This is a genomic window from Alkalicoccus urumqiensis, from assembly GCF_002993335.1.
GTDB classification, from domain to species: Bacteria; Bacillota; Bacilli; order Bacillales; family Salisediminibacteriaceae; genus Alkalicoccus; species Alkalicoccus urumqiensis.
Map to the genome: position 1 here is coordinate 169952 of NZ_PVNS01000003.1, position 21336 is coordinate 191287.

Annotated in this window: 21 protein-coding genes and 1 pseudogene; 8 read left to right on the forward strand and 14 right to left on the reverse strand. The window is 55.9% G+C overall.

Annotated features, from left to right (window positions below; genetic code table 11):
* Positions 1–22 precede the first annotated feature (22 nt).
* Positions 23–988, reverse strand: coding sequence for a sensor domain-containing diguanylate cyclase (locus tag C6I21_RS04155; protein ID WP_105958183.1), 966 nt, complete (start codon positions 986–988; stop codon positions 23–25).
* 426 nt (positions 989–1414) lie between these two features.
* Between C6I21_RS04155 and C6I21_RS04160 the strand changes: the two genes are divergently transcribed.
* Positions 1415–2944: a PQQ-dependent sugar dehydrogenase gene (locus tag C6I21_RS04160; RefSeq protein WP_105958184.1), complete on the forward strand. Its 1530-nt coding sequence runs from the start codon at positions 1415–1417 to the stop codon at positions 2942–2944.
* A 573-nt stretch (positions 2945–3517) separates the two neighbouring features.
* On the opposite strand, the gene C6I21_RS04165 is transcribed toward C6I21_RS04160, so the two are convergent.
* From C6I21_RS04165 to C6I21_RS04175, 4 genes and pseudogenes are all read right to left on the reverse strand, one after another.
* A complete protein-coding gene (locus C6I21_RS04165; RefSeq protein ID WP_425352472.1) occupies positions 3518–4198 on the reverse strand; it encodes a C40 family peptidase in 681 nt (226 codons plus the stop codon).
* A pseudogene (locus tag C6I21_RS16865) lies at positions 4176–4235 on the reverse strand (hypothetical protein); the annotation flags it as partial. The gene C6I21_RS04165 and the pseudogene C6I21_RS16865, both read right to left, overlap by 23 nt.
* 82 nt (positions 4236–4317) lie before the next feature.
* Positions 4318–4599 carry a DUF3006 domain-containing protein gene (locus C6I21_RS04170; protein WP_181186084.1) on the reverse strand — a complete coding sequence of 94 codons (282 nt, stop codon included), beginning with the start codon at positions 4597–4599 and terminating at the stop codon, positions 4318–4320.
* Entirely contained in the window at positions 4596–5888 is a 1293-nt protein-coding gene (locus C6I21_RS04175) for an MBL fold metallo-hydrolase (protein WP_245411534.1), read from the reverse strand. The genes C6I21_RS04170 and C6I21_RS04175 overlap by 4 nt, the downstream gene beginning before the upstream one ends.
* Before the next feature lie 87 nt (positions 5889–5975).
* Here C6I21_RS04175 and C6I21_RS04180 point away from each other — a divergent pair, with 87 nt between their 5' ends.
* Complete coding sequence (locus tag C6I21_RS04180; protein WP_105958187.1) at positions 5976–6740, forward strand: hypothetical protein; 765 nt, start codon at positions 5976–5978, stop codon at positions 6738–6740.
* Positions 6737–6979, forward strand: a complete 243-nt coding sequence (locus C6I21_RS16350) for a hypothetical protein (RefSeq protein ID WP_105958188.1) — start codon at positions 6737–6739, stop codon at positions 6977–6979. The genes C6I21_RS04180 and C6I21_RS16350 overlap by 4 nt, the downstream gene beginning before the upstream one ends.
* On the opposite strand, the gene C6I21_RS04190 is transcribed toward C6I21_RS16350, so the two are convergent.
* The gene (locus C6I21_RS04190) at positions 6976–8784 is read right to left on the reverse strand and encodes a methyl-accepting chemotaxis protein (protein ID WP_105958189.1); all 1809 of its coding nucleotides are present in this window, start codon (positions 8782–8784) and stop codon (positions 6976–6978) included. The two genes, C6I21_RS16350 and C6I21_RS04190, sit on opposite strands and share 4 nt — an antisense overlap.
* Before the next feature lie 453 nt (positions 8785–9237).
* Here C6I21_RS04190 and C6I21_RS04195 point away from each other — a divergent pair, with 453 nt between their 5' ends.
* From C6I21_RS04195 to C6I21_RS04215, 5 genes are all read left to right on the forward strand, one after another.
* On the forward strand, positions 9238–10383 hold the full coding sequence (locus tag C6I21_RS04195) for a sensor histidine kinase (protein WP_105958190.1): 1146 nt from the start codon (positions 9238–9240) through the stop codon (positions 10381–10383).
* Positions 10361–11005, forward strand: a complete 645-nt coding sequence (locus C6I21_RS04200) for a response regulator transcription factor (RefSeq protein WP_105958191.1) — start codon at positions 10361–10363, stop codon at positions 11003–11005. Before C6I21_RS04195 ends, C6I21_RS04200 begins: the two co-directional genes overlap by 23 nt.
* Before the next feature lie 207 nt (positions 11006–11212).
* Positions 11213–12145: an ABC transporter ATP-binding protein gene (locus C6I21_RS04205; RefSeq protein ID WP_105958192.1), complete on the forward strand. Its 933-nt coding sequence runs from the start codon at positions 11213–11215 to the stop codon at positions 12143–12145.
* Positions 12146–12157: 12 nt separating this feature from the next.
* On the forward strand, positions 12158–13396 hold the full coding sequence (locus C6I21_RS04210) for an ABC transporter permease (RefSeq protein ID WP_105958193.1): 1239 nt from the start codon (positions 12158–12160) through the stop codon (positions 13394–13396).
* Positions 13393–14484, forward strand: coding sequence for an ABC transporter permease (locus C6I21_RS04215; protein WP_105958194.1), 1092 nt, complete (start codon positions 13393–13395; stop codon positions 14482–14484). Before C6I21_RS04210 ends, C6I21_RS04215 begins: the two co-directional genes overlap by 4 nt.
* A 549-nt stretch (positions 14485–15033) precedes the next feature.
* On the opposite strand, the gene C6I21_RS04225 is transcribed toward C6I21_RS04215, so the two are convergent.
* The 8 genes from C6I21_RS04225 to mgtE form a co-directional block, all read right to left on the reverse strand.
* On the reverse strand, positions 15034–15468 hold the full coding sequence (locus C6I21_RS04225; RefSeq protein ID WP_105958196.1) for a GtrA family protein: 435 nt from the start codon (positions 15466–15468) through the stop codon (positions 15034–15036).
* Positions 15465–16577 (reverse strand): glycosyltransferase family 4 protein, encoded by a 1113-nt coding sequence (locus tag C6I21_RS04230; RefSeq protein ID WP_105958197.1) that lies wholly within the window; start codon positions 16575–16577, stop codon positions 15465–15467. Before C6I21_RS04230 ends, C6I21_RS04225 begins: the two co-directional genes overlap by 4 nt.
* Positions 16578–16590: 13 nt before the next feature.
* Positions 16591–17817: an NAD-dependent epimerase/dehydratase family protein gene (locus C6I21_RS04235; protein WP_245411535.1), complete on the reverse strand. Its 1227-nt coding sequence runs from the start codon at positions 17815–17817 to the stop codon at positions 16591–16593.
* 181 nt (positions 17818–17998) lie between these two features.
* On the reverse strand, positions 17999–18724 hold the full coding sequence (locus tag C6I21_RS16870) for a glycine/sarcosine/betaine reductase selenoprotein B family protein (protein ID WP_425352473.1): 726 nt from the start codon (positions 18722–18724) through the stop codon (positions 17999–18001).
* A gap of 25 nt (positions 18725–18749) precedes the next feature.
* Complete coding sequence (locus tag C6I21_RS04250; RefSeq protein ID WP_105958201.1) at positions 18750–19367, reverse strand: flavodoxin family protein; 618 nt, start codon at positions 19365–19367, stop codon at positions 18750–18752.
* Positions 19364–19645: an OsmC family protein gene (locus C6I21_RS04255; protein ID WP_105958202.1), complete on the reverse strand. Its 282-nt coding sequence runs from the start codon at positions 19643–19645 to the stop codon at positions 19364–19366. Before C6I21_RS04255 ends, C6I21_RS04250 begins: the two co-directional genes overlap by 4 nt.
* Positions 19646–19840, reverse strand: coding sequence for a hypothetical protein (locus C6I21_RS04260; protein ID WP_105958203.1), 195 nt, complete (start codon positions 19838–19840; stop codon positions 19646–19648).
* Positions 19841–19976: 136 nt separating this feature from the next.
* Positions 19977–21329: a magnesium transporter gene (gene mgtE / locus C6I21_RS04265; RefSeq protein WP_280953439.1), complete on the reverse strand. Its 1353-nt coding sequence runs from the start codon at positions 21327–21329 to the stop codon at positions 19977–19979.
* Positions 21330–21336 lie beyond the last annotated feature (7 nt).

Consider the following 21336-nt stretch of genomic DNA (forward strand, 5'->3'; position numbering starts at 1 on the left):
GTCTGTTCTGTTTATGATATTGCTACTGTGCCGGGGAGGTTTTCTGAGCGTATTTTTCTTTGTACATATTCTGGTCAGCCTCCATAAACAGCTCTTCCATCCGCCCGAGCGAGGAGGGAGTGAAAGCGCTTCCTATAGCAATAGTGAGCGGACAGTCTTCCTTCACATCGAAACGCCTTTCCTGAACGCGCTGAAGAATGTCCCAGCGGATCTGCCTCATTTCATCCATCGTCGTATCCGTAAGGAGAAGCGCAAATTCATCGCCGCCGACGCGTGCCGGAAGGACGGTTTCCGATTCCACTTCTTTTAAAATCGACGCTGTCAGGCAGATCAGGTTGTCCCCGGAGGAATGGCCGAACCGGTCGTTCATCTGCTTTAGATTGTTCAGGTCAATGACGAAAATAGCGGCGGGGGCATCGGTTTCTTCATCGAGCTCGCGCCGCTTCTTCTCGAAAAACGTCCGGTTGTACACGTCTGTCAGTGCATCGTGGTACAGCTGATAATGCAGTTGTTCTTCCAGTTCGACACGTTCATCGATGTTTCGGAGCACACCCTGGAGGGCAATGAGGCGGCCGTTTTTGTAAATCGGCGTCGCATATTCCTCAAACCAGCGGTAGTTTCCGTACTGATCGCGCCACCGCTGCAGAATCGGCCGGCTGTAGTCAATTTCTCCGCGGATCTTTTTCAACTGCATTTCCGCATCATCCGGGTGAACATCGCGGAACGGGGCCTCGGGGCTCACGTACGCTTCTTTGTTGCTGCCGGGTCCGAAAAAGTTCTCGGCAGAGGGGCTTAAATAATCAAATTTCACCTTCGGATAAACGCGGGCGGCGTACATAAAATCGTTCGATGTCTCCACCAGGTGCATAAAACGGCGGTCATACCGGCGGAACAGCGTGTTCGGCCGGACGACATAAATAAAGACAGCAAACAGCAGCGCAGCCAGCAGAATGCCAGTCAGCACACCGATGATATAGGAAGTAAACATGAAGAGGACTCCTTCCACAAAGTACCCGGGGCATGTGTTCGTAACGTCGTTATGTTGTTTATACCACGGATGGGAGAAAAAAGAAAGGAGTAAGCATAAAGAATTAGTTCAAGTGACTATTTTTCAAAGAAGAAGTGCTGATGCGGAAGTCGATAGTTCTTTTTTACAGACAGAATGTAAAACGCCTTCGCCTTTAAGCAGAAACGCAGAAAATGCAAATTCTGTACGTCGAGATCCTGATTTGAAAAAATAAATATAAGCCTTTCGAATTAGATATTACAGGATCGTATAGTTTCCTATCTCTCTTTTATCCGCCGGGCGTAAAAGCAGAAGTTTACACAATTCGACAACGGGAAATATAGTAAGTAACTTATATTTTTAGTATAAGCATAAAAGAACATAATACATGAAAGGAATGATTACAGAATGAAAAAGATGAAGAGAAACGGCCTGATGGCTCTCTCGCTTTCTACGGTACTGGTAGTTGCAGCCTGTGGCAATGAGGAAAATACAAACGAAGAAGCAGCAGATAACACGAATAACACGAACGAGGCAGCAGAAGAAAACGATGGCGAAAATGCTGACGGGAACGAGAATGCTCCAGCTGAAGAAAATGCTGACGAGAATGAGAACGATTCCACAGAAGAGAATGCTGACGAGGATGCTGAAGAAAATACAGTCGATGATGGAAGTGCTGAAGACCAGCCAAAAGTTACGGAGTTTGAGCCGGCATTCCCAGAGCAGACTAGAGCACCAGAAGTAGAGACGGAAGCAGAACTTAATGAGGAAGTTGTGGCAGAAGGTCTTGGAGTAACCTGGGGTATGGAAGAGTTCGATACAAACCGCCTGCTCATTACGCAGAGGGATGAAGCAGGACTTCATATTTTAGACCTGGAAGATGGTTCTGTGTCAGATCCAATTGAAGGGACACCAGAAGTAGATAACGAAGCGCAGGGCGGCCTGCTTGATGTAACCGTCGCACCTGATTTTGACGAATCACGAATGGTATTCCTGACGTTCGCGCAGGAAGTTGAAGGCGGCACGGTAACGGCTGTCGGAAAAGGTGCTCTATCAGAAGATGAATCTTCCCTTGAAGATTTCGAAGTCATCTTCCAGGCAGAGCCGGCATATGATGGCAGCCTGCACTACGGTGGACGTATTATCTTTGATGATGAAGACAACCTGTTCTTAACAACGGGTGAGCGTTCCGATGATCCAATCCGCGAACGTGCGCAGGACCTGGATGCTTACCTGGGCAAAGTCATTCACATTACGCAGGATGGCGAGCCGGTGGAGTCGAATCCATTTGTCGAAGATGAAGACGCACTGGATGGTATTTACAGCTACGGTCACCGTAATATTCAAGGTGTGGACTTCAACCCTGCAACAGGAGACTTATGGATTGTTGAATTCGGTCCGGAAGCCGGTGATGAGCTGAACATTATTGAGCCGGGCGAGAACTACGGCTGGCCGGTCGTTTCTTATGGTCTCGAATACAGTGGTGAATTTGTCAACGAAGGTATTTCAGAACACGAGGAGCAGGGCTTTGTGGAGCCGGTATATTACTGGGATCCAACAAGTGCACCAAGTGGTATGTCCTTCTATGATAACGACGCTATTCCTGAATGGGAGGACGACTTGTTCATCGGTGGCTTAGCGCCGAACTATGTTGTACGTGTCGTTATTGAAGATGACCTCATCGTTGGCGAAGAGCGCCTGTTGACGGACGAAGGTGAACGCTTCCGTGATATCCTCGTAACAGAGGATGGCGCCCTGATTGCATCCACGGATGGCGGTAAAATTTATGAGGTCACGTCAGCAGATGAAGGTGCTTCAGGTGAAAACGGAGAAGAAGACACAGGTGAAAACACAGAAGAAGATACTGAAGCAGACACAGAAGAAGGTACAGAAGAGGACATGGAAGAAGATACAGCAGAAAACAATGCTGCTGAATAAGTAACAGCGCTGCGACTGGGATAAAAGCCAGTATAGAGAAGCCCTTACCATTCGATGGTGAGGGCTTTCTTTATAGAGTAAGAAATGTATAAAATCGGAAGACTTTTCTACATAGGCATACTGAGGGCTGCAGCAGTTTAAATCGGTGTTAACTACCACGTTTCTTATTATTGATAGGGCTTCTCCGCTGCCCGGCAGAAACCTGCGTGGGCTTGTTGTCTTCCAGCCGGGCGCTGTTTGCACGGCTGCAGCACCCGCTCTGGTTCCTTTCACACAGCCTGAGTCGGGAAACGGACCTTTTTGGAAAGCAGCGGACGTTTTTCGTGAGAAGTGAACGTTTTGGAAGGAGAAGTGATACGTTTTGACAGAAGCGGACGCCGGGCCGTCAGTTACGGACGTGCAGCCGCTGTTACTGAACATACAGCGGTCCGTTGTGATACATTCCCTGCAGAGAAGCGGACCTTTTCTGAAGAAGGATCAGAGCGGCTTCCCTCTCCAATAAGGCACGAGGCAGGATGGTGAAGCTGGTTGAACATCTCAGACGCTTGGCGGGGAAATAAAAAAAGACACTGCTCAGGCAGTGTCCGGTCGTTTCGCTCCGAGGTAGCGCTCGCTCCAGTAAGGGTTGTTCATATCTGTCTCTGTCACGCCGGTTGACGCGCCGGCGTGGATGAATTTATCGCCGCCCATGTAAATACCGACGTGCGACGGGCCGGAACGTGTTTCAAAGAAGACGAGATCGCCTTTCTGCGGCGAGGAAACCGGCTCGGACGCCGCCCACATCTGGGCCGTCGTCCGCGGCAGCTCCACACCGTGTTCTTTCATGACTTTCTGAACAAAGCCGCTGCAGTCCATGCCTGATGTCGTCGTGCCGCCCCAGACGTACGGTGTACCGAGGTAGCGCTGTGCGGACGTAAGAAGTGCATCGGCATCCATGGAAGCGGAAGGTGCTGTCTCCGTACGGCCGGCCGTCATCGTCAATGGCGGAGCCGAAGTCTGCAGCGAAGCAGCGCTCACCGGACCGCGCGTATGCTCGAAGCCGAGTGAGCCGAGCGTCTGCGGTCCGGCCGTGCCGTAGAAATTGCCGTTCGGATTGGAAATACCGTTCACCAGCTGATAGGACCGTACCGCCTTCAGCGTTTCCGCACCGAAGATCCCATCAATATTGGAGGATGGGTTGTGACCTTTTTCGGCAAGCGTCTGCTGCAGGGTACGGACAAAGCTGCTGCGGTCACCGATATTCATGGAAGGCATCGTCGATTCTGCTGCCCGGGAACCAGGTCCCTGGACGGTAGAGATATCCATATCGTTCACTCCTGTCTCAAACTCATTGTCTCTATCGTATGAAAAAAGTGGGAGAGAGACAAGGTCCGTTAGTCCTGTTCCCGCTTCCGGCGTCTTCTGGATCCACCGCTTCGTTTCTGCAGCCGTTCCTGTTTTTCCTGAATGCGCTTATAGGCGGCGTCTGCTGCTTCCCGGTCCGCCGTAATATTTACGACGGCACCCTCCTCGAGCGAAAACGTCACATGGTCGCCTTCCCGTACGCCCTCCGGCAGGGAGTCTGCGGGCAGGTCGTACTGCGTACCTGCCTCTTCATGAAGCAGCACGGCTGTGTCGTTGTCTTCAATCCGGTCAATTACGCCATGATACGTCACTGGGCTGCACCTCCTGCACATGCTTTTCCTTCCGCCAGAATATCGGCGAGCCGTCCTTCGGCGATCCCGTCGACCCGCGTCAGTTCTTCCACGGATCCGAATGGACGCAGCGAAAGAATCTGCTCCGCCCGCTCGGGGCCGATATGCTGAATGGCCTCGAGCTCTTCGGCGGAAGCATAATTAATGTCTACACAGCCTGCCGGAACGGTGCCGGCCGCTCCGCCGGAATCCGCTTCTTCAGGCTGCTCCTCTTCCTCCTCCGGAAGCGTCTCCTCCGTTTCCTGCGGTTCCACGCCGCCGTCCTGTCCGGTTTCGACCGTGTAGTCTGCGCCGTCTGTCGTCACGACGATTGTACCGTGATCTGCCGTGCCATACAGGTCGGCGCCGGACGCTTCCACGCGCTCAACCACTTCGGCGTGCGGATGCCCATAGCTGTTATCCGCGCCGTATGACACAATGGCGGTTTCCGGTGATACGGCATCGAGAAACGCCTGTGTCGTCGATGTGTTCGAGCCGTGGTGGCCGAGCTGGAAAATATCCGCATCCACGGGCTTCCCGCGGGACAGCATCGCTTCTTCTCCGGATGCTTCCACATCCCCTGTCAGCAGCACGGATACCTCGCCGTAAACCATGCGCACAGCAAGCGAATCGTCGTTTAAATTTCCGGAAAGCGACGACGGATGAAGCACGTCGATTTCCAGAGGACCGAGGTCAAACACATCACCGGCCCGGGGTTCTTCGTATACCGCTCCTGAACCATCGACCGCATCGAGCACCCGCTCGAACGTATTTGACGAGGTCACCGCCCCGGAAAGCCACACTTCGTCCACCGCCAGCTGCTCGAGCACAAGATCCATCTGCCCGATATGATCGGCGTGCGGATGGCTGCCGACGAGAATATCAATCTCCTCAATGCCCTGGGCGCCGAGGTAATCCACGACGTCATCCGATTGATAGTCGCCCGTATCAAACAGCAGCGTCTCCCCGCTGTCGAGCTCAAACAGCGTCGCATCGCCCTGCCCGGCATCGATAAAATGAATCGTCATGCTGCCGGAAACATCTTCTTCCGGCTCCGCATCCGGGGGCTCCTCCGATTCCGCGCTCTCCGCGGGAGGCTCCTCTTCCGCAGCCTCTTCTCCGCCCGGCTCTTCCTCTGTCTCCTGCTGCAGATCCTCCTCTTCCGGAGCGTCGTTTTCCTCCGGCGGTTCTGTCTCCTCAGGGGTTGTGCCGCACGCACCGAGGAGAAGCACACTCCCCAGAAGCGCCTGCAGCCATCGCTTTCCGCGCATCGCATCCGCCTCCCGACGTCAAAAGGTTTGCTCTTATTATTTCACAGGAACAGGGAGAAGAGAATACACAACTGGAGGAAAACGACGATGGATTACGAAAAAACGCTTCTCTGGGAGCAGGCACAGCGCTTGAAAAAAAACGGATCGGAGCAGCTGCTGGAAGGGAGTACGCCGGTGCTCTGGTACGGAAGCCCCGGACAGGGACAGCTCGTAACGATCGGCACGAATCCGTCGAAGCGGGAGTTCACGGCGCCGGACGGTACTTTTCTGCCGCGGGAGAAGCAGAAGTTCGCTTCGGTGACGGATGCAGTGGACGAAGCGTTTTCGTACATGGAGACGTATTTTACGGGTGGGCGTGCGTCGACGCGCTGGTTCGGCAGGCCGGGAGGAGGGAAACTCGAAGCGATGGTGGAAGCGCTCGGGTATTCCTTTTACGACGGCACGGCCGTGCATCTGGACTACTTTCCGCATGCGACCGTGCGGCCGATGGGACAGCTCCGCGCCCCGGTGTTTGACGAAAACGAGGTGACGAAACTGCTTCTGGCACGGCTTTCCTTTGTGCAGCCGGAGCGGATCGTTGTACTGGGCAGCGAGCACTGCCGGCGGCTTGCAGAGGCTGCCGGATGGGAGGAGGCGGTGCACGTACCTGCGTATCCATCGATCCGCGTGCAGAAGGGGGAGATTGGGGGCGTGCCGGCAGCCGGTCTTCACGCGAAACCGTCCGAGCAGATGATCGGACTTGGAAGCGGCCGGGATGCTTTCGGCATCCACCACGGGAGCTACAGCCGCCGGGACGCGCTTCTTCAGATCGGTGAGTTTGTGGAAAAAGAGGGGTTTTCAGGTAGAGGATGACCCCGCAGCTGCCTGGAGCAGAGAGCCGCCGCGGGCTGCAGGCGGCAGGTTATCCGATGGGTTCCGGCAGGACCGCCACGCAGCGGCTGAAGATCGCCACGCCGGCGTCGAAGATCGCAACGGTGAACAGTGACACCGCCACGCGGCAGCTGAAGACCGCAACAAAAGTGCCGGCGGACATCGAATGCAGAGGGCCGGCCGGAAATCCGGCCGGCCACAAGTGGTCTGTTTTCTCTTAGGAAGCTTCGCGCGTTTCTTCTTCCGTTTCAGCAGGTGTCTTTGCCTCCACTTTTTCTTCTGCGGATGCAGCGTCGAGCTGAAACTGCATGACGAGGTCGTGCAGGTCTTCTGCTATCTGGGAAAGCGCCGCAGCGGCAGAGGCGGTTTCCTGCATCGATGCGGTCTGCTGCTCGGATGCCCCGGCGACGGTGCTGATCTCATCTGCGGACGATTCGATCGACGCACTCATCTGCATTGCTCCTTCCACGGCGCCGCCGGTTTTGGCGTTCGCCTTTTCGATATGGCCGGAGACGGCTTCTGAATAGGAGATCATGTCCTGTTTGGCCGATTCAATGCGGGTGAAAACGGCGTTGACTTCTTCCATCATGCTGCGCCCTTCTTCGACATGGGCTTCATTTTCACTCATGACAGACGAGGCGCTGCCGACTTCCTGCTGCATATCGGTGATGAGCCGGCGGATATCGTCCGTGGAACTGCCGGCCGCTTCGGCAAGTTTCCGCACTTCATCGGCAACGACAGCAAATCCTTTGCCGTGCTCTCCTGCGCGGGCGGCTTCGATCGCGGCGTTTAAGGCAAGCAGGTTCGTCTGTTCCGAGATATCGGTGATCAGCTTTAAGATGCCTTCAATTTCTGCGGACTTGCTTTCCAATTGCTTCATGCGTGCGGTGACGGCGGAGGTCTGTTCCTGAATGACCGCCATTTTCTCCGTGGCGCTCTGGACGGACGTGCGTCCTTCTGTAATCTCGGTGTCGGTGTGATCTACGGCGGTCCGCATCTGGTTCATGTTGCTGCGGATGTAGGAGATGCCTTCCGACACGTCGAGAATATGCTCCTGGACGTGTCCGGCGGTGTCTGTCTGCTGGCGGGCGTTGTCGGCAATCGTCTGAATCGAGCTGCTTACCTGTTCGGCAGCGCGCGTCGTTTCTTCGGATCCGGCTGTGAGCTCTTCGGAGGAAGAGGCCAGAGAATCAGTATAGCCGGCCATTCGCCGTACCATGTCTGACAGGGTCGCTTTCGTGCGGTTCATGCCGGCAGCAAGCTCTCCGAATTCATCGCGCCGGTTTTCCGGCAGGTCTTCGAGTGCGAGGTTGTTCCGGTTCAGCTCGGCCAGCTGCTTTCGGACGGCGTGGACCGGTGACGCCACGTGGCGGGCAAAGGCCAGAATCAGGAGACCTCCGAGTAAAATGGCGGCGCCGAGTGTGGCGAGAAGTGTCCAGAGAATGGACTGGGAGGCGGCGTTGTAATCCTCCATATACGAGCCTGCGGTGACGATCCAGCCCCAGTTCGGATCGAGCTCGTTGTACATGATCTTTTCTCCCGTTCTTGATTCTCCGGGAAACTCCCACGTGTACGTCGTGAAACCGCCGCCGTTTTCTGCAGCGGCAATCTGTTCCTGGACGAGGAAGGTGCCGTTTTCATCCTGCGCTTCCCACATGTTTTCTCCTTCAAGCGACGGATGGGCGATTTCCTCCCCGTCCGGTCCGTAAATGACGAAGTAGCCGTGTTCCCCGAGGTCGACAGGGGAGTCGATGGTGCGGGTCCCATCCGCCTGCATCGGTCCGATGACGTATTCCTTCACCTGCTCCTGTGCTTCGTCGAGCTCCAATGTGCCGTTTTCCACTTGTTCATTCATGGCATCGATGAGCTGAACCGCCTGGGCGACGGCGTTTTCGATCGTCGTCTCTCCCTGTTCGTTGAGCCCTTCCTTTGCTGTTGAATAGGCTGTGGCACCGATGATAATCGATGGCACGATCAGCAGGACGGCTGAAATGATTAAAAGCTTCGTGCGGATTCCCAAAAACATCGTTCTCCCCCGTTTCCATCTGTTTCTTGTTTTCTGCGGACAATGTCCTGTATCAATATGCGTTGTCTGCTGTTCATATTGTACCTCCCAGGACTATCGAAGTGTGATAAAAAGTAGAAGTGAAGTAAATAGTCCTGGTTATTGGGTGTTTTTTAGTTTGTTGTGCCAAAACAGACGGCGTTCGCGTCAATACCGGTGTCGATTGTGCCAAAAAGAGGGAGTTTCGTGCCAAAATTGTGGATTGTGCCAGGATGAACAGCGTTCGTGCCAGGAACGAAGAGAATCGTGCCAAAACAGAGACAGTTCGTGCCAGGGGCGGCTGAAATCGTGCCAGCACCGGTTGAGAAAGACAGTTCATGCCAACAAAGAGAAATACATGTCATTTCTCCGGAAGCGATCGACATCCGGCTTCTGGCACGGTATTCTCATAGTAGCAGGAGAGGAGGGTGAGACATGGGACAGCGGAAGGCATGGTTTTTCTGGAGTGCGATGGTGCTGGTGCTGGTTTCCTGGCTGCTCATCCTGATTGAAGGCCGCGGCCCAGGAAATGCAGGCGTGCTTCTAATGGCCGCACTCTATTTCGGTATCTATTTTGTACAGCCGCTTCTTCACCGGCCGCTTTTTCAATCCGCTCTGCTCAGTATCGCGGCGGTTCTGCCGCTCGCCGCCTATCAGGATGTACCCGGAGCACCGGGATGGATGGCGGCGGCTCTTACTGTCGCGGCCTGTGCCTGGTACGCGCCGGGATGGTACGTCTGGATGCCGGGGGCAGCGGCGGCTGTCAGTCTTCTCTTTCTCGGCGCCCCGACGGCCGTGACGCTTCTTTCTGCAGCAGCTCTGACACTCGGGCTTTGGCTGTGGCACACCGCAGAAGCAGCGAGGCAGAAGGCGTGGGAGGAACGGGAAGCTCTCTTCTCCGAATACCGGAAGTTAAAACGGCGCGTCATCGATGCCGAGAAGGCCGCCCGTCAGGAGGAGCGGACGCAGATCGCGAGAGAAATGCACGACTCGGTCGGGCATCAGCTCACCGCGTTGATGATGCAGCTGGAAGTGGCGGCAATGAAAGCGCCGGCGGACATGCGTACGGTGTTCACCGGATTAAAGGAACTTGCTTCCGACAGTCTGGCGGAAACGCGCCGGGCTGTGCAGAAGCTGAACGAAAACGACGAAGGCGGTATGGCCGCGGTTATGCAGCTTCTCCGGCGGGTGGAGGCTGAAAGCCTGATCCGGGTAACCTTTACCGTCGGCCCGGGTGTCATGACGGCGCCGCTCAGGCCGGCCCAGACAGCGGCTGTCTACCGCGTGATTCAGGAAAGCCTGACGAATGCGATGCGCCACGGCAGCCGCCGGGAAGTCGACGTGACGCTGGAATGTCCGGGCGGGGCAGCACTCCGTCTTGCGGTATCGAACCCATCGGAAGAAACCGGCGTCAGCGGGCGCGGATACGGTCTGACATCGATGCGCTCACGTGTGGAGCAGACCGGCGGCAGCTTTCAAACAGACAAAAGCGGCAGCAGGTTTACCGTCCGGGCCGTTTTTCCGCTTCTGGAAACGTCCGTAGAAAAGGAGGAGTCCGATGATACGCATTCTACTCGCTGAAGACCAGACGCTCGTGCGCCAGGGGCTGAAAATGATGATGGAGACTGACCCGGATTTCCGAGTCGTTTATGAAGCGGAGAACGGGGCAGAGGCCGTCCGGTACGTTGAAGGCGGGAACTGGGTGGATCTGGCCGTGCTCGACATCCGCATGCCGGAAATGGACGGGCTTGAAGCAGCGGAGAAGCTGCTCGCGCTTGATCCGGAGCTGCCGGTGGTGATGCTGACGACATTCAACGACGAAGCGTATGCACTCCGGGCACTCACGTCCGGCGCGCGCGGGTATATGCTGAAAAACGCGGATGCCGGAGAATTGATTGCCGGCCTCCGGAAATGCCTCGACGGCGGGCTGCTACTTGAAAGTCAGGTCGCCGCCAAAGTGCTGCCGAAGCTGATGGGGGACGTAAAGCAGAAAGCGGCGGCTCCGCTTCCAGAACTGAGCGAACGGGAGCGGGCCCTGCTCCGGTGCGTCGGGGCCGGAATGAATAACAAGGAAATCGCCGCCGAACTGTACTTATCTGTCGGCACGGTGAAAAATCAGCTGAGTCAGCTTCTCGACAAGCTGGAACTCCGTGACCGGACCCAGCTCGCCATCTTCGCCGTCCGCCACGAAGAAGAAACATGATATTCAGCCGGGCGGTTTGTGCCCGGCTGAAAAAGCGGAACCGGCCTGTGTGTTGAGCCGCCGGGCCGGGGTATGGCCCTGCGGCGGGGTCGGCAGAAGTGACGGAGGTCACTTTCTGCAGCAGAAGAACATGACGGGAGACAGTAGAAGCGCTGTCTTCTATTTTTTATACTTAGAGTAGAATCAACCGGAAAGGGGAGAACGGCGGTGCTGGAAACAGAACAGCTCGTACGGACGTTTAAAGGGAAAACCGCGGTGGATGAGGTGACGCTTTATTTGGAAAAGGGGGAATCGGTCGGTCTTCTCGGGCCGAACGGTGCCGGAAAGTCGACGACGATATCCATGATTTCCTCGCTCATGAAACCGACGTCCGGTGACGTCAGAATACATGGGATCAGCACGATCAGCGAGCCGCAGAAAATCAGGAAGGTGCTCGGGGTGGTTCCGCAGGAGATTGCGCTGTATGAGGAGCTGACCGCAGAGGAAAACGTTCGTTTTTTCGGGAAGGTGTATGGGCTGAAGGGGGAGGCGCTGAAGCAGAAGACGGCGGAGGTGCTTGCGCTTGTCGGACTGACGGAGCGGAAGGATGAGCGCGTGGATACGTATTCGGGCGGTATGAAGCGCCGGGTAAATATTGCGGCGGCGCTGCTTCATGAGCCGGAGCTGTTGATTATGGATGAGCCGACGGTGGGAATTGATCCGCAGTCGCGTTCGTACATTCTGGAGATGATCCGGACGCTGAACCGGGAGAAGGGGATGACGGTGCTGTACACGAGTCATTATATGGAGGAGGTCGAGCGGCTGTGCGACCGGATATATATTATGGATAACGGCCGCATCATCGCATCAGGAACGAAAGAAGAGCTGAAGCAGATTTTGTCGGATGAGGAGACGATTGTCGTGGAGACGGCCGGAGAGGCTGCGGCCTTTTTTGAGGAGGCGGGGCGGCACGAGAAGGTTCGTCAGGTCGTGCTGACAGAAAACGGGGCGAAGCTGATGACAGCGAAGGGGGCGCGTCTTCTCGGCTGGCTGTTTCAGGAGGCGGAAAGCCGCGGGGTGACGGTGACGAATGTGAATGTGCAGACGCCGACGCTTGAAGATGTGTTTCTGCACCTGACCGGGCGCAGGCTCCGGGATTAGGAGGGAAGAGGCATGTGGACGTTTATTAAAAAAGATATGCTCATCTATATCCGCGACCGCTCGGAGCTGCTTCTCATTCTCGGAATGCCGATTCTGCTCATTGCGATTTTAGGATTTGCCCTCGGCGGGGTGTTTGGAGGCAATACGGAGGCGGTCGATGTGCAGGCGGCGCTCGTCGATCTGGACGACAGGTCGCTTCCGGACGGGCTGGAGGAGCTGCCGGAGGCACAGGAGGCAGCGCTCCGGGACGCAGCGGAGGAAATCGATCCGGCGGGGGCGTTTCATACCTTCCTGGAAAATGACGATGTCCGGGACGTGCTGACGGTGACGGAGATGGACGCCGATGAAGCAGAGGAAGCGCTGCAGTCCGGAGAGGTGGACGCGGTACTGACTCTTCCGGAAGCCTTTACGGAAAACGTGCTTGAACACCTTCTCCTCGATGAAGGGGATGGGGCCGCAGTGGAATTGACGCTTCGGGAGGAAGGGTCGGTGTATGCAGGCATTGCCGGGGATCTCATTCACGGATTTACCGAGCGGTTCACGCTCGAGGCGGCCGCTGCTCAGGAAGGGGGAGCGCCGCCCGGGGAGGAGCCGGAGCTCGGCGGGCAGGTGACGGCAGCGTTCGAGCCAGTATCCTCGATCGAGTACTACGCAGTCGGTATGGCAGTGATGTTCTGCCTGTACGTAGCCGGTACGACGGCGAGTAAGGCCCATGTGGAAAAGCAGCAGCACGTCTACAGCCGGATTCTGCTGGCTGGAAGGCCTTCGGTCATGTACCTCGGCGGCAAGCTCGTCTCCGGATGGATTCTTTCCGGAGTCCAGCTGCTCCTGTTGTTTGCAGCTGCTGCCGTTTTGTTTCAGGCGTTTGACGCTTGGACGGTGCGTTTCTGGCTCGGGACACTGCTTGTGACAGCGGCGCTGTCGTTTGCCGTCGGTGCGCTCGGCAGTCTCATTACAGCGATCACGATCCGGTCACAGACCGAGACCGCCGCGACGGTATTTGCCGGAGGCATCGTCACGCTCGCAGCATTTGTTGGCGGAAGTTTTTTCGCTGTCGATCAGATGGGCATCGTGCCGCTGATCGGTCAGTGGACACCGAACGGCGCGGCGATGACAGCGTACCTCCAGTGGTCGCAGGGTTTTTCCGTCTCGTATCTGCTGCCGGCGGTATGTAAATTGATCGGGATGGGCCTCGTCTTTTTCACAGCCGCTGTGCTGCTGTTCCCGTCCCGGGAAGGAGGAAGCCGATGATCCGCGTATTTACTCTGCAGCTGAAGCGGCTTCGGCGCCGGCCGTTTCTCGTGCTGTCATTTTTCGGCCTGACCGTCGTGTTTATTATGTTCATGGGAGGAAGCCAGCCGGGTGGGTCGCAGCAGGCCGATATCGCCGTCTACCCGGCACAGGGAGAGGAGACCGGCGCCTGGCCGGAGCTTCTCGGCGAATCGGAGCGGTTCACGATCACGGAATTGACGCAGGCTGAAGCGGAAGAAGCGATCCGCAGCGGAGACCGGACAATTGCCGTGGAATTATCCGAGTCAAACTACCGGATATTGACGGGCGTGGAAAACGAGCTCTATCCACTGATTGACAGCTACGTCCGCCAGGTGTTTTCAGAAGAGCTGCGGCTCCGCGAGGCGGAGGCTTCGGGTGTCGGGCGGGAGGATCTGGAAGCTGCGCTCGAAAATCCGGTCCTGCAGACAGACACATCGTATGAAGCAGGCGGTGAAGGCGATTTTCTGTACGATCCGCAGCTGCAGGTGCTGTTTGGCATGACGCTCTTCTTCGTCATGTATACGATTTTGTTCAGCCTGATGAATACGGCCTCGGAAAAACGGGCGGGAACGTGGGACCGTCTCATCATTTCCCCGCTCAGGAAATGGCAGGTATACGCCGGGCATATGCTGTACTGCTGGCTGATCGGCGTTGTCCAGATTTTGATCGTCTTCTTCCTGTTTGATGTTGCGTTCGGCTATCCACTGGCGGCGCAGGCCGGACCGCTTCTGCTCATTACCGGCGTGTACGTTTTCGCTGTCGTCGCGTTCGGCATGCTGCTGATCGGACTCGTACGCACGCCGCAGCAGCTGCAGGCGGCGATCCCGATTTCCGCGACGGCCATGGCGATGCTCGGCGGTGCTTTCTGGCCGGCGGAAATCGTCAGCAACGTCATCGTGTCTTCTTTGAAGTTTGCGGTGCCGGTCTACTATGCGATTGATGCCCTGAAAGAAATGGCGATTCAGGGAGCGGGTGCTGCAGATGTGCTGTGGAATATCTCGGTACTGCTCGCCTTCGGTGTGCTTTTAATGGGGGCCGGCATCAACTTAATGGAGCGGCGGAGCTGATTCTGATCCGAAAGCGGCAGGGGGAGATGGGTCCGGTGCCGCTTTCGGCGGCAGTGTGGCGGTCTGAAGGAAACGCGTTGCGGTCTTTGGTACTGGTGTTGCGGTCTTCGGCGTCAGCGTGGCGATCTTCAGCGCGGGTGTAGCGGTCCGCTCCTGGCGCTGCGATCTTTTCTGCTCCTGTGGCGGTCTGGAATGCCCGGCGTTGCGGTCTCAACGACTGCTGTGGCGATGCGTATGCTTTCGTTTTCCGACGGTTTCCGCGGCCGGCGGATCGGCTGTGGTCCGATACGGCTCATTTCTGGTCCGGTTAACCTGCGAAAGTGTTCCGCCTGGCGCTCACGGTGGTCCGGTAACCAGGCGCCTGGTCCGGAAACCGGGGATGTTGGTCCGCGCAGCAGTGTTTTTGTTCCGCGGCCGGCTGATCCTGGTCCGGCAGCGACTGCTTCTGGTCCGCCTTTTTCCGGCCTGCGCATTTTCCCGGACCCACCAGAAAACGAATCTCATACAAAGAAACGACGGCCGTACCCAACAGGGGGACGGCCGCCGTTTTCAGGCGCGGAAGACGAAGTATTTCATAAAGAAGAAGCTGGCCGTCGAGGAGGCGAGCATCGAAGCGCCTTTGGCGATGTTTGTATCCAGCCAGAGCGGCAGCCCGGTCATCGGAAGCAGCACATGAAATCCGAAGAGAAACACGCCATTTGCAATGAAGAGGCTGACGAGTGCCTGGATGAGGAAGCCGGCAAACTGCCGCTTCCCTTTATCCACGCGGAACGTATAGCGCGTATTCCAGTAGTAGCTGTTTAAGATAGCGGCCGTGTAAGCGAGTGTATTGAACACGCCGAGGAGCAGCGTCTGCTGCGTCGGGTAGAGAAGCAGCAGTCCGTTCAGGACACCTAAATCCAGCAGCGCACAGCTGATGCCGATGATGCTGTACTTCCCTGCCTGACGGGCGCCGCGTTTGGTCGGGTAAAAGAAAGCACTCATGACGGAGAAGCCACCTCTTCATAAAAGGAGAGGAGCTGGGCGGAGGGGGCGTCCCAGCCGATACTCCGGCTTTCTTCGGCCGCCAGTTGTCCGAGCCTGCGCCGGTAGTCTTCGTCCTGAAGCTTCGTAACGACCCGCGTAAAGTCTCCGGGCGTGTCTGCGTCATACAGGACGCCCGTTTCGCCGTCGCGTACCTGCTCCCGTGTCGGTCCACTGTCGGCCGCGATGACCGGAAGCCCCGAAGCCATCGCTTCCATGAGGACGAGGCCGAGCGTTTCGGTCGTGGATGGAAACACAAATACGTCCGAGGATGCATAGGCCGAAGCCAGCTCCTCTCCGTGCAGAAAGCCGGTAAACACGGTGTTCGTCCCGGCAAACGTCTCCTCGAGTACCGAACGGTGGGGGCCGTCACCGACCACGGCAAGACAGAAATCATCGGAGGAATCGAGTAGTTCCCGGACCGTCTCGATCTCTTTTTCCGGAGCAAGCCGGCCGACAAATAAAAGCAGTTTTTTCTCGGGCTGTCCGCCGGTGAGCCGCTCCCGCATCGACTCCTCGTACCGTTCCGGCGTGTACATCTCGGTATCCACCCCGCGCTTCCATAAATGAATGTTATGAAAACGGCGTTCTTTCAGTTCATCGAGCACCGTCTGCGACGTACATAAGTTTAGGTGGGCCCGGTTGTGAAGCGTACGCGCATACCACCAGAGGGCCGGCTTGAAAATCGATACACGGTAGTAATCGGCATATTTCGGAAAGTGGGTGTGATAGGAGGCGATGAGTGGCAGTTTCCGCCGTCTTGCTGCAAAAATGCCCGTGACACCAAGAAATGCCGGATTGACGACGTGAACGACGTCCGGTGCGAACGCATCCAGCTCCCGCCCGACCTTTTTGGAGAAGAGGGAGTACTGTTTGTCTTTGTATAAAAAGAACGTGAAAGCAGGGATGCCGGCTACGCGGCATCCCTCAAATTCCGTTACGCCCAGGTCCGGCGCAATAATTAAAATATCGTGGCCTTCCCGTTTCAGCCAGCGGATCGACGCCGTAAGTCTGGTGACAATTCCGTCGGTGGAGGGAAGGAACGTTTCGGTAATAATGGCAATCTTCATAAGGCAGCGTCCTTTATTTTGATGCTTTTTCACCTGGAATGCCCGGCTTGTGGGAGCGGGTCCAGGTGCTTCGAGCTGGAATTTTGTCCATATCGGCACGGTGGGAATATTCTTCGGCAACTTTGGTGACTTCGGTCAGCAGCCCTTCATTCAGCGTGATCGGCTGCAGCCCTTTGGAGAGGAACAGCTCGTTTTTCACGTGCAGGTCGTTTTCTGCCGCTTCGTTCCGCGGGTTGTCGACATACGCCACTTCCGCACCGGTGAGTCCGGCGATCATCTCAGCGAGGTCGCGCACGCGGTGCGTTTCGGTCATCTGGTTAAAAATAAGTACTTTTTCGTCCGGGGACGGCGGGTGTGCGATGGCAAGTTCAATGCAGCGCACGGTGTCCTGAATATGAATGAACGCACGTGTCTGACCACCGGTGCCGTGGACGGTCATTGGATAGCCGACGGCTGCCTGCATGAGGAAGCGGTTCAGCACGGTGCCGTAGTCGCCGTCGTAATCAAACCGGTTAATGAGCCGCTCATCGAGCTTCGTTTCTTCGGTGTTCGTTCCCCACACAATTCCCTGATGCAGGTCTGTGATGCGGATGCGGTCGTTTTTATTGTAAAACTGGAACAACAGCTGATCCTGTGACTTCGTCATATGATATACCGAGCCGGGATTGGTCGGATAGAGAATCTGCTGCTCCACACGTTCCCCGGCTTCCGTTGTGACTTCGACATCAAGGTAGCCTTCCGGAATAGCCATGCCGGCAGTGCCGTAGCCGTATACGCCCATCGTCCCGAGGTGGACAAGATGGATGTCGAGTCCGGACTCCACGACCGCTGCAAGCAGATTGTGGGTGGCGTTCATGTTGTTATCGACGGTGTACCGCTTATGAGCCGCACTTTTCATCGAGTAGGGCGCCGAGCGCTGTTCGGCAAAATGAACGATGGCATCCGGCTGTTCTGTTACGAGCAGATGAAGGAGCGCATCGAACTGCTCTGCAATATTGATGCGGTGGAACCGGATTGTTTTTCCAGTGATATCCTCCCATGCCTCAAGCCGTTTTCCGAGGGGCTGAATCGGCGTGAGTGACTCTGCTTCCAGTTCCACGTCAATCTCCCGGCGGGACAGATTGTCCACAATAATAACCTCGTGACCGGCATTTGATAAGTGGAGACTCGTCGGCCAGCCGCAGAATCCATCTCCTCCCATCACCATAATTTTTTTGCGCGTCTGCTTCGTTCCGCTCAAAAACATAACCCCCTGGAACCCATCTGTTGATGAGTTTCTACATATTTAAGAACCATCTGTTTTCCATTGTACAGAGGTACGAAGGAAATTACTATTAATTTCCCGTAAAGAAAGGCGGGGAAACAGGAAGTTTTATCAATGAAAAACCGCCCGGAACATCTATCCCGGACGGTGCCTGTCATTAATCGCGTTTCCACCTGTACGGAAGTTTACGCACTTCCTCGAGCGACAGGGTGGACAGTCCATCGAGCATGTCCCGGACAATGTTTTCCTGAAGGTCGCTGCGCCCGGGCTGGCCGAACGTGCGGCCGAGCGGAAACTTGATGCTGAACGCGCGGGGGGCGTGGACGAGCTCTGTCAGATCCGGAAAATGTGTGATGGACATCGTTGCGATGCCTGCTTTTTCAACTTCTTTTTGAATCAATCCGACCGATTGATGGCAGATATATCAGCCGGGGGAGAGAAGGAGAATGTCGACCTTCTCTTCTTTCAGTACCGATAGAATGTCCGGTATGCTCTCGTTCATTAATTTATCGGTTCTCGGAATATACCCCATCATGCCGAACAGCGTCGGAGCGAGGGAACCGACAGCCCCTTCGTTCTCCAGCTTCTGAAGAACGGAAATAGGGAAAACGGTGTTCACATCTTCCTCCGCTGCTTCGGTATCGTAGTGGGTGTGTGTGACCATCAGATCCTCCGTGCGGCTTCCAGCGGGGATTCTCCGGACGCCCCAGTCTCCCGCATCGACATCAAACGGGGGATCCTCCTTTAAATGGACGCCGGCGGTGGTGAGAAAAGAAATGCGTGCCTGCTCCGGCGGAACCGCCGTTGTCAGAGACGACACGCGGGATTTCCCGTGCTTTTTAATCGAACGTCTTGCGATCCACTGATTGATTTGATCTTTCATACGGGAAAACATTGTCTTCCTCCTTCTATTCCTGCACGTTTCCGTCTGCAGGAATCGGGTGGTCTTTCAGCAGCCGGGCGAAATGATACACGTTGTGGGCGAGCACTTTGGCATTTTTCAGCGTGAATTCGTTATCCTGCGCTGTGTCCATAAAAGATGGGCCGGGTCCTGCTTCGCCGACCCAGTATGCGTCGACATTCGGCGGAACGGTAAAGCCGATATGAGCGAGACCGTAGAGAATCGATTTTGCCGACTCCTTCGCACCGTCTTCATTGCCGGTGACGACTGCGGCGCCGATTTTGTTGTAGTAAATGCCCTGTCCTTTCTCATTCGTTTCACTGCTTGATGCATACAGCCGCTCCATTGTCAGCGTGGCGACGCTGCTCTTTTCTCCGATCCAGATCGGCGTGCCGACGACAACGATATCCGCTTCCATCACTTTTTCCATGATAAGCGGCCATTCGTCCCCGTCCCCCAGATCCGGCTCCATGCCGAATTTTACGTTGTAATCAGCCACGCGGACTTCCTCCACGGCGACATCCTTTTTCTCAAGCCAGCCTGTAACATGCTGAAACAGGGCGGACGTATGGGACGGCTCACTGCTGTTTTTGAGGGATCCGTTCAAGTACAATGCCTTGATCATGACTCTTCCTCCTCTTCCGTAATCTCCCACGTGTGGTGAAATTCCACGCAGCCTTTCAGCGTCTGGGCAACCGGACAGCCCCGTTCAAATACCGAAAGCACCCGCTCGCATGCCTCCCGTTTTCCGGCAGGGATTATTAAGTGGTAGTGACAGTCAATCCGGGTGATCTTTAGAACGCCGTCCGGCGCTTCGATCGTGCCCTGGACATCGGTTTTTACTTTGTTCGGATACGGTGGAATGTGACGCGCTGCCAGCGCGCCGGACAGAGTCCCGGTCAGTCAGCCGCCAGCTGCTGCGACGATGTGGTCGAGTGTGGACGGATATTCGATTTCGGGTTCAACGCCGTAGAACTCTTTCACGCCTCCGTGGACACCGAAGTCAAGTCCTTCTTCAAAGCCGTCAATGTACGCTTTCCGATGGGGAGGTTCCTGCTGCTCGATCGTTATTTTCGTCAATGCCTGTGGCTGTGCCATCGTACCGCCTCCTGTGAAAGTATGGATCTACACGGATTTATTCCCGTCGGAAGCGGAAGGGAAACCGCAGGTGTGGGCCGGCTTACACTCGGTAGACAGAAAAGACACTCCCATCGAGCGGGAGCGTCCTTTATTATCAGGTGAGCTGGGCTAAAAACGCTGTCGCAATGCCAAAGTAGATCAGCAGGGACAGGATGTCGTTAATCGTTGTAATGAGCGGGCCGGAAGCGATGGCAGGGTCGATGTTCAGCTTGTATAAAATCAGCGGAATGACCGTTCCGGCAAGCGTTCCGATAATGAGCGTAATGAGAAGCGAGGAGCCGACAACAAATCCGAGAATCCAGCTTCCCTGCCAGACGAAAGCGATCACGGAGATCAGGAGGGCGCACGTCACGCCGATGATGATACCGACCCACAGCTCTCTGAATATCAGTTTGATGACGCGGCTTGTCGTCAGCGAATCCGAAACGAGTCCGCGGACGACGACGGCGAGCGACTGCGTTCCGGTGTTACCGGTCATGCCTGCGATCATCGGCATGAAGAATGCGAGCGCCACGACGGTGCCGAGTGTATCCTCAAAGCCGCTGATAATTCCGCCGGAAATCAGCCCGACGAATAAGAGGAGAATGAGCCACGGAAGCCTCCGCCATGCAGCAGTGAGCGGCTTTGTGTGGAAGTCGATCGATTTACCGGATGCAGAGAGTTTTTCAATATCCTCGTTTGCTTCCTGAATGACGACATCCAGTACGTCATCAACCGTCAGCACACCGACAAGCGTATTGTCCTCGTCCACGACCGGCATCGAGACGAAGTCGTAGCGGTTTAACAGCATCGCGGCTTCTTCCTGGTCCGTATAGACGTCGACTTTGACGACGCGTGTATACATGACGTCCTCCACCTGCTCTTTGGCGTCGGCAAGAAGCAGGTCTCTGTAGGAGATAACGCCGACGAGCTTCCGGTCCTCGTCGATGACATACAGGTAGTTCAGGTACTCTGCGAGCTCGGCAAAATGACGCAGCTTTTCAATGGCTTCTCCGATGGTGTAATGGCGCCGGATCCAGACGAACCGGTCGTTCATTAACCGGCCGGCCGTTTCCTCCGGATAGTTCATCAGCTGGCGGACGCGGGTGGACTCCTCTGCTTCCATGGCAGAGAGAAGTTCTTTCATTTTTTCCTGGTCCAGATCGGACAGAAAGGAGGCAAGTTCATCGTTTTCCATGAGATCGAGCACCTTCACCGACCGCTGGGCTCCGAGCGTATCCAGAATTTCCAGCTGCGTTTCCCGGTCCAATTCTTCAATGATATCGGTCATTTCCTCCACCGTTAAATAATGAACGAATTTTCTTCGGTGTTTGGCAGGGAGAGCAAGGTAGACCTGTGCCATGTCATACGGCTGCAGCTCGTCCATGATTTCCTGAAACTCTCTGCGGCGGGCTTCTTTCAGCGTTTTAATAACAGCAAGCATTAATTCGTTTTCTGTCACGGAAATCCCGCCT

What these genes read in the sequence shown, in the direction of transcription:
- C6I21_RS04210 (WP_105958193.1), top strand. Translation starts at nt 12,158, where the DNA reads ATGTGGACGTTTATTAAAAAAGATATGCTCATCTATATCCGCGACCGC.
- C6I21_RS04215 (WP_105958194.1), top strand. Translation starts at nt 13,393, where the DNA reads ATGATCCGCGTATTTACTCTGCAGCTGAAGCGGCTTCGGCGCCGGCCG.
- C6I21_RS04155 (WP_105958183.1), bottom strand. Translation starts at nt 988, where the DNA reads ATGTTTACTTCCTATATCATCGGTGTGCTGACTGGCATTCTGCTGGCT.
- C6I21_RS04225 (WP_105958196.1), bottom strand. Translation starts at nt 15,468, where the DNA reads ATGAGTGCTTTCTTTTACCCGACCAAACGCGGCGCCCGTCAGGCAGGG.
- C6I21_RS04195 (WP_105958190.1), top strand. Translation starts at nt 9,238, where the DNA reads ATGGGACAGCGGAAGGCATGGTTTTTCTGGAGTGCGATGGTGCTGGTG.
- C6I21_RS04160 (WP_105958184.1), top strand. Translation starts at nt 1,415, where the DNA reads ATGAAAAAGATGAAGAGAAACGGCCTGATGGCTCTCTCGCTTTCTACG.
- C6I21_RS04250 (WP_105958201.1), bottom strand. Translation starts at nt 19,367, where the DNA reads ATGATCAAGGCATTGTACTTGAACGGATCCCTCAAAAACAGCAGTGAG.
- C6I21_RS04180 (WP_105958187.1), top strand. Translation starts at nt 5,976, where the DNA reads ATGGATTACGAAAAAACGCTTCTCTGGGAGCAGGCACAGCGCTTGAAA.
- C6I21_RS04165 (WP_425352472.1), bottom strand. Translation starts at nt 4,198, where the DNA reads ATGCCTTCCATGAATATCGGTGACCGCAGCAGCTTTGTCCGTACCCTG.
- C6I21_RS16350 (WP_105958188.1), top strand. Translation starts at nt 6,737, where the DNA reads ATGACCCCGCAGCTGCCTGGAGCAGAGAGCCGCCGCGGGCTGCAGGCG.
- C6I21_RS04230 (WP_105958197.1), bottom strand. Translation starts at nt 16,577, where the DNA reads ATGAAGATTGCCATTATTACCGAAACGTTCCTTCCCTCCACCGACGGA.
- C6I21_RS04175 (WP_245411534.1), bottom strand. Translation starts at nt 5,888, where the DNA reads ATGCGCGGAAAGCGATGGCTGCAGGCGCTTCTGGGGAGTGTGCTTCTC.
- C6I21_RS04190 (WP_105958189.1), bottom strand. Translation starts at nt 8,784, where the DNA reads ATGTTTTTGGGAATCCGCACGAAGCTTTTAATCATTTCAGCCGTCCTG.
- C6I21_RS04260 (WP_105958203.1), bottom strand. Translation starts at nt 19,840, where the DNA reads ATGGCACAGCCACAGGCATTGACGAAAATAACGATCGAGCAGCAGGAA.
- C6I21_RS04200 (WP_105958191.1), top strand. Translation starts at nt 10,361, where the DNA reads ATGATACGCATTCTACTCGCTGAAGACCAGACGCTCGTGCGCCAGGGG.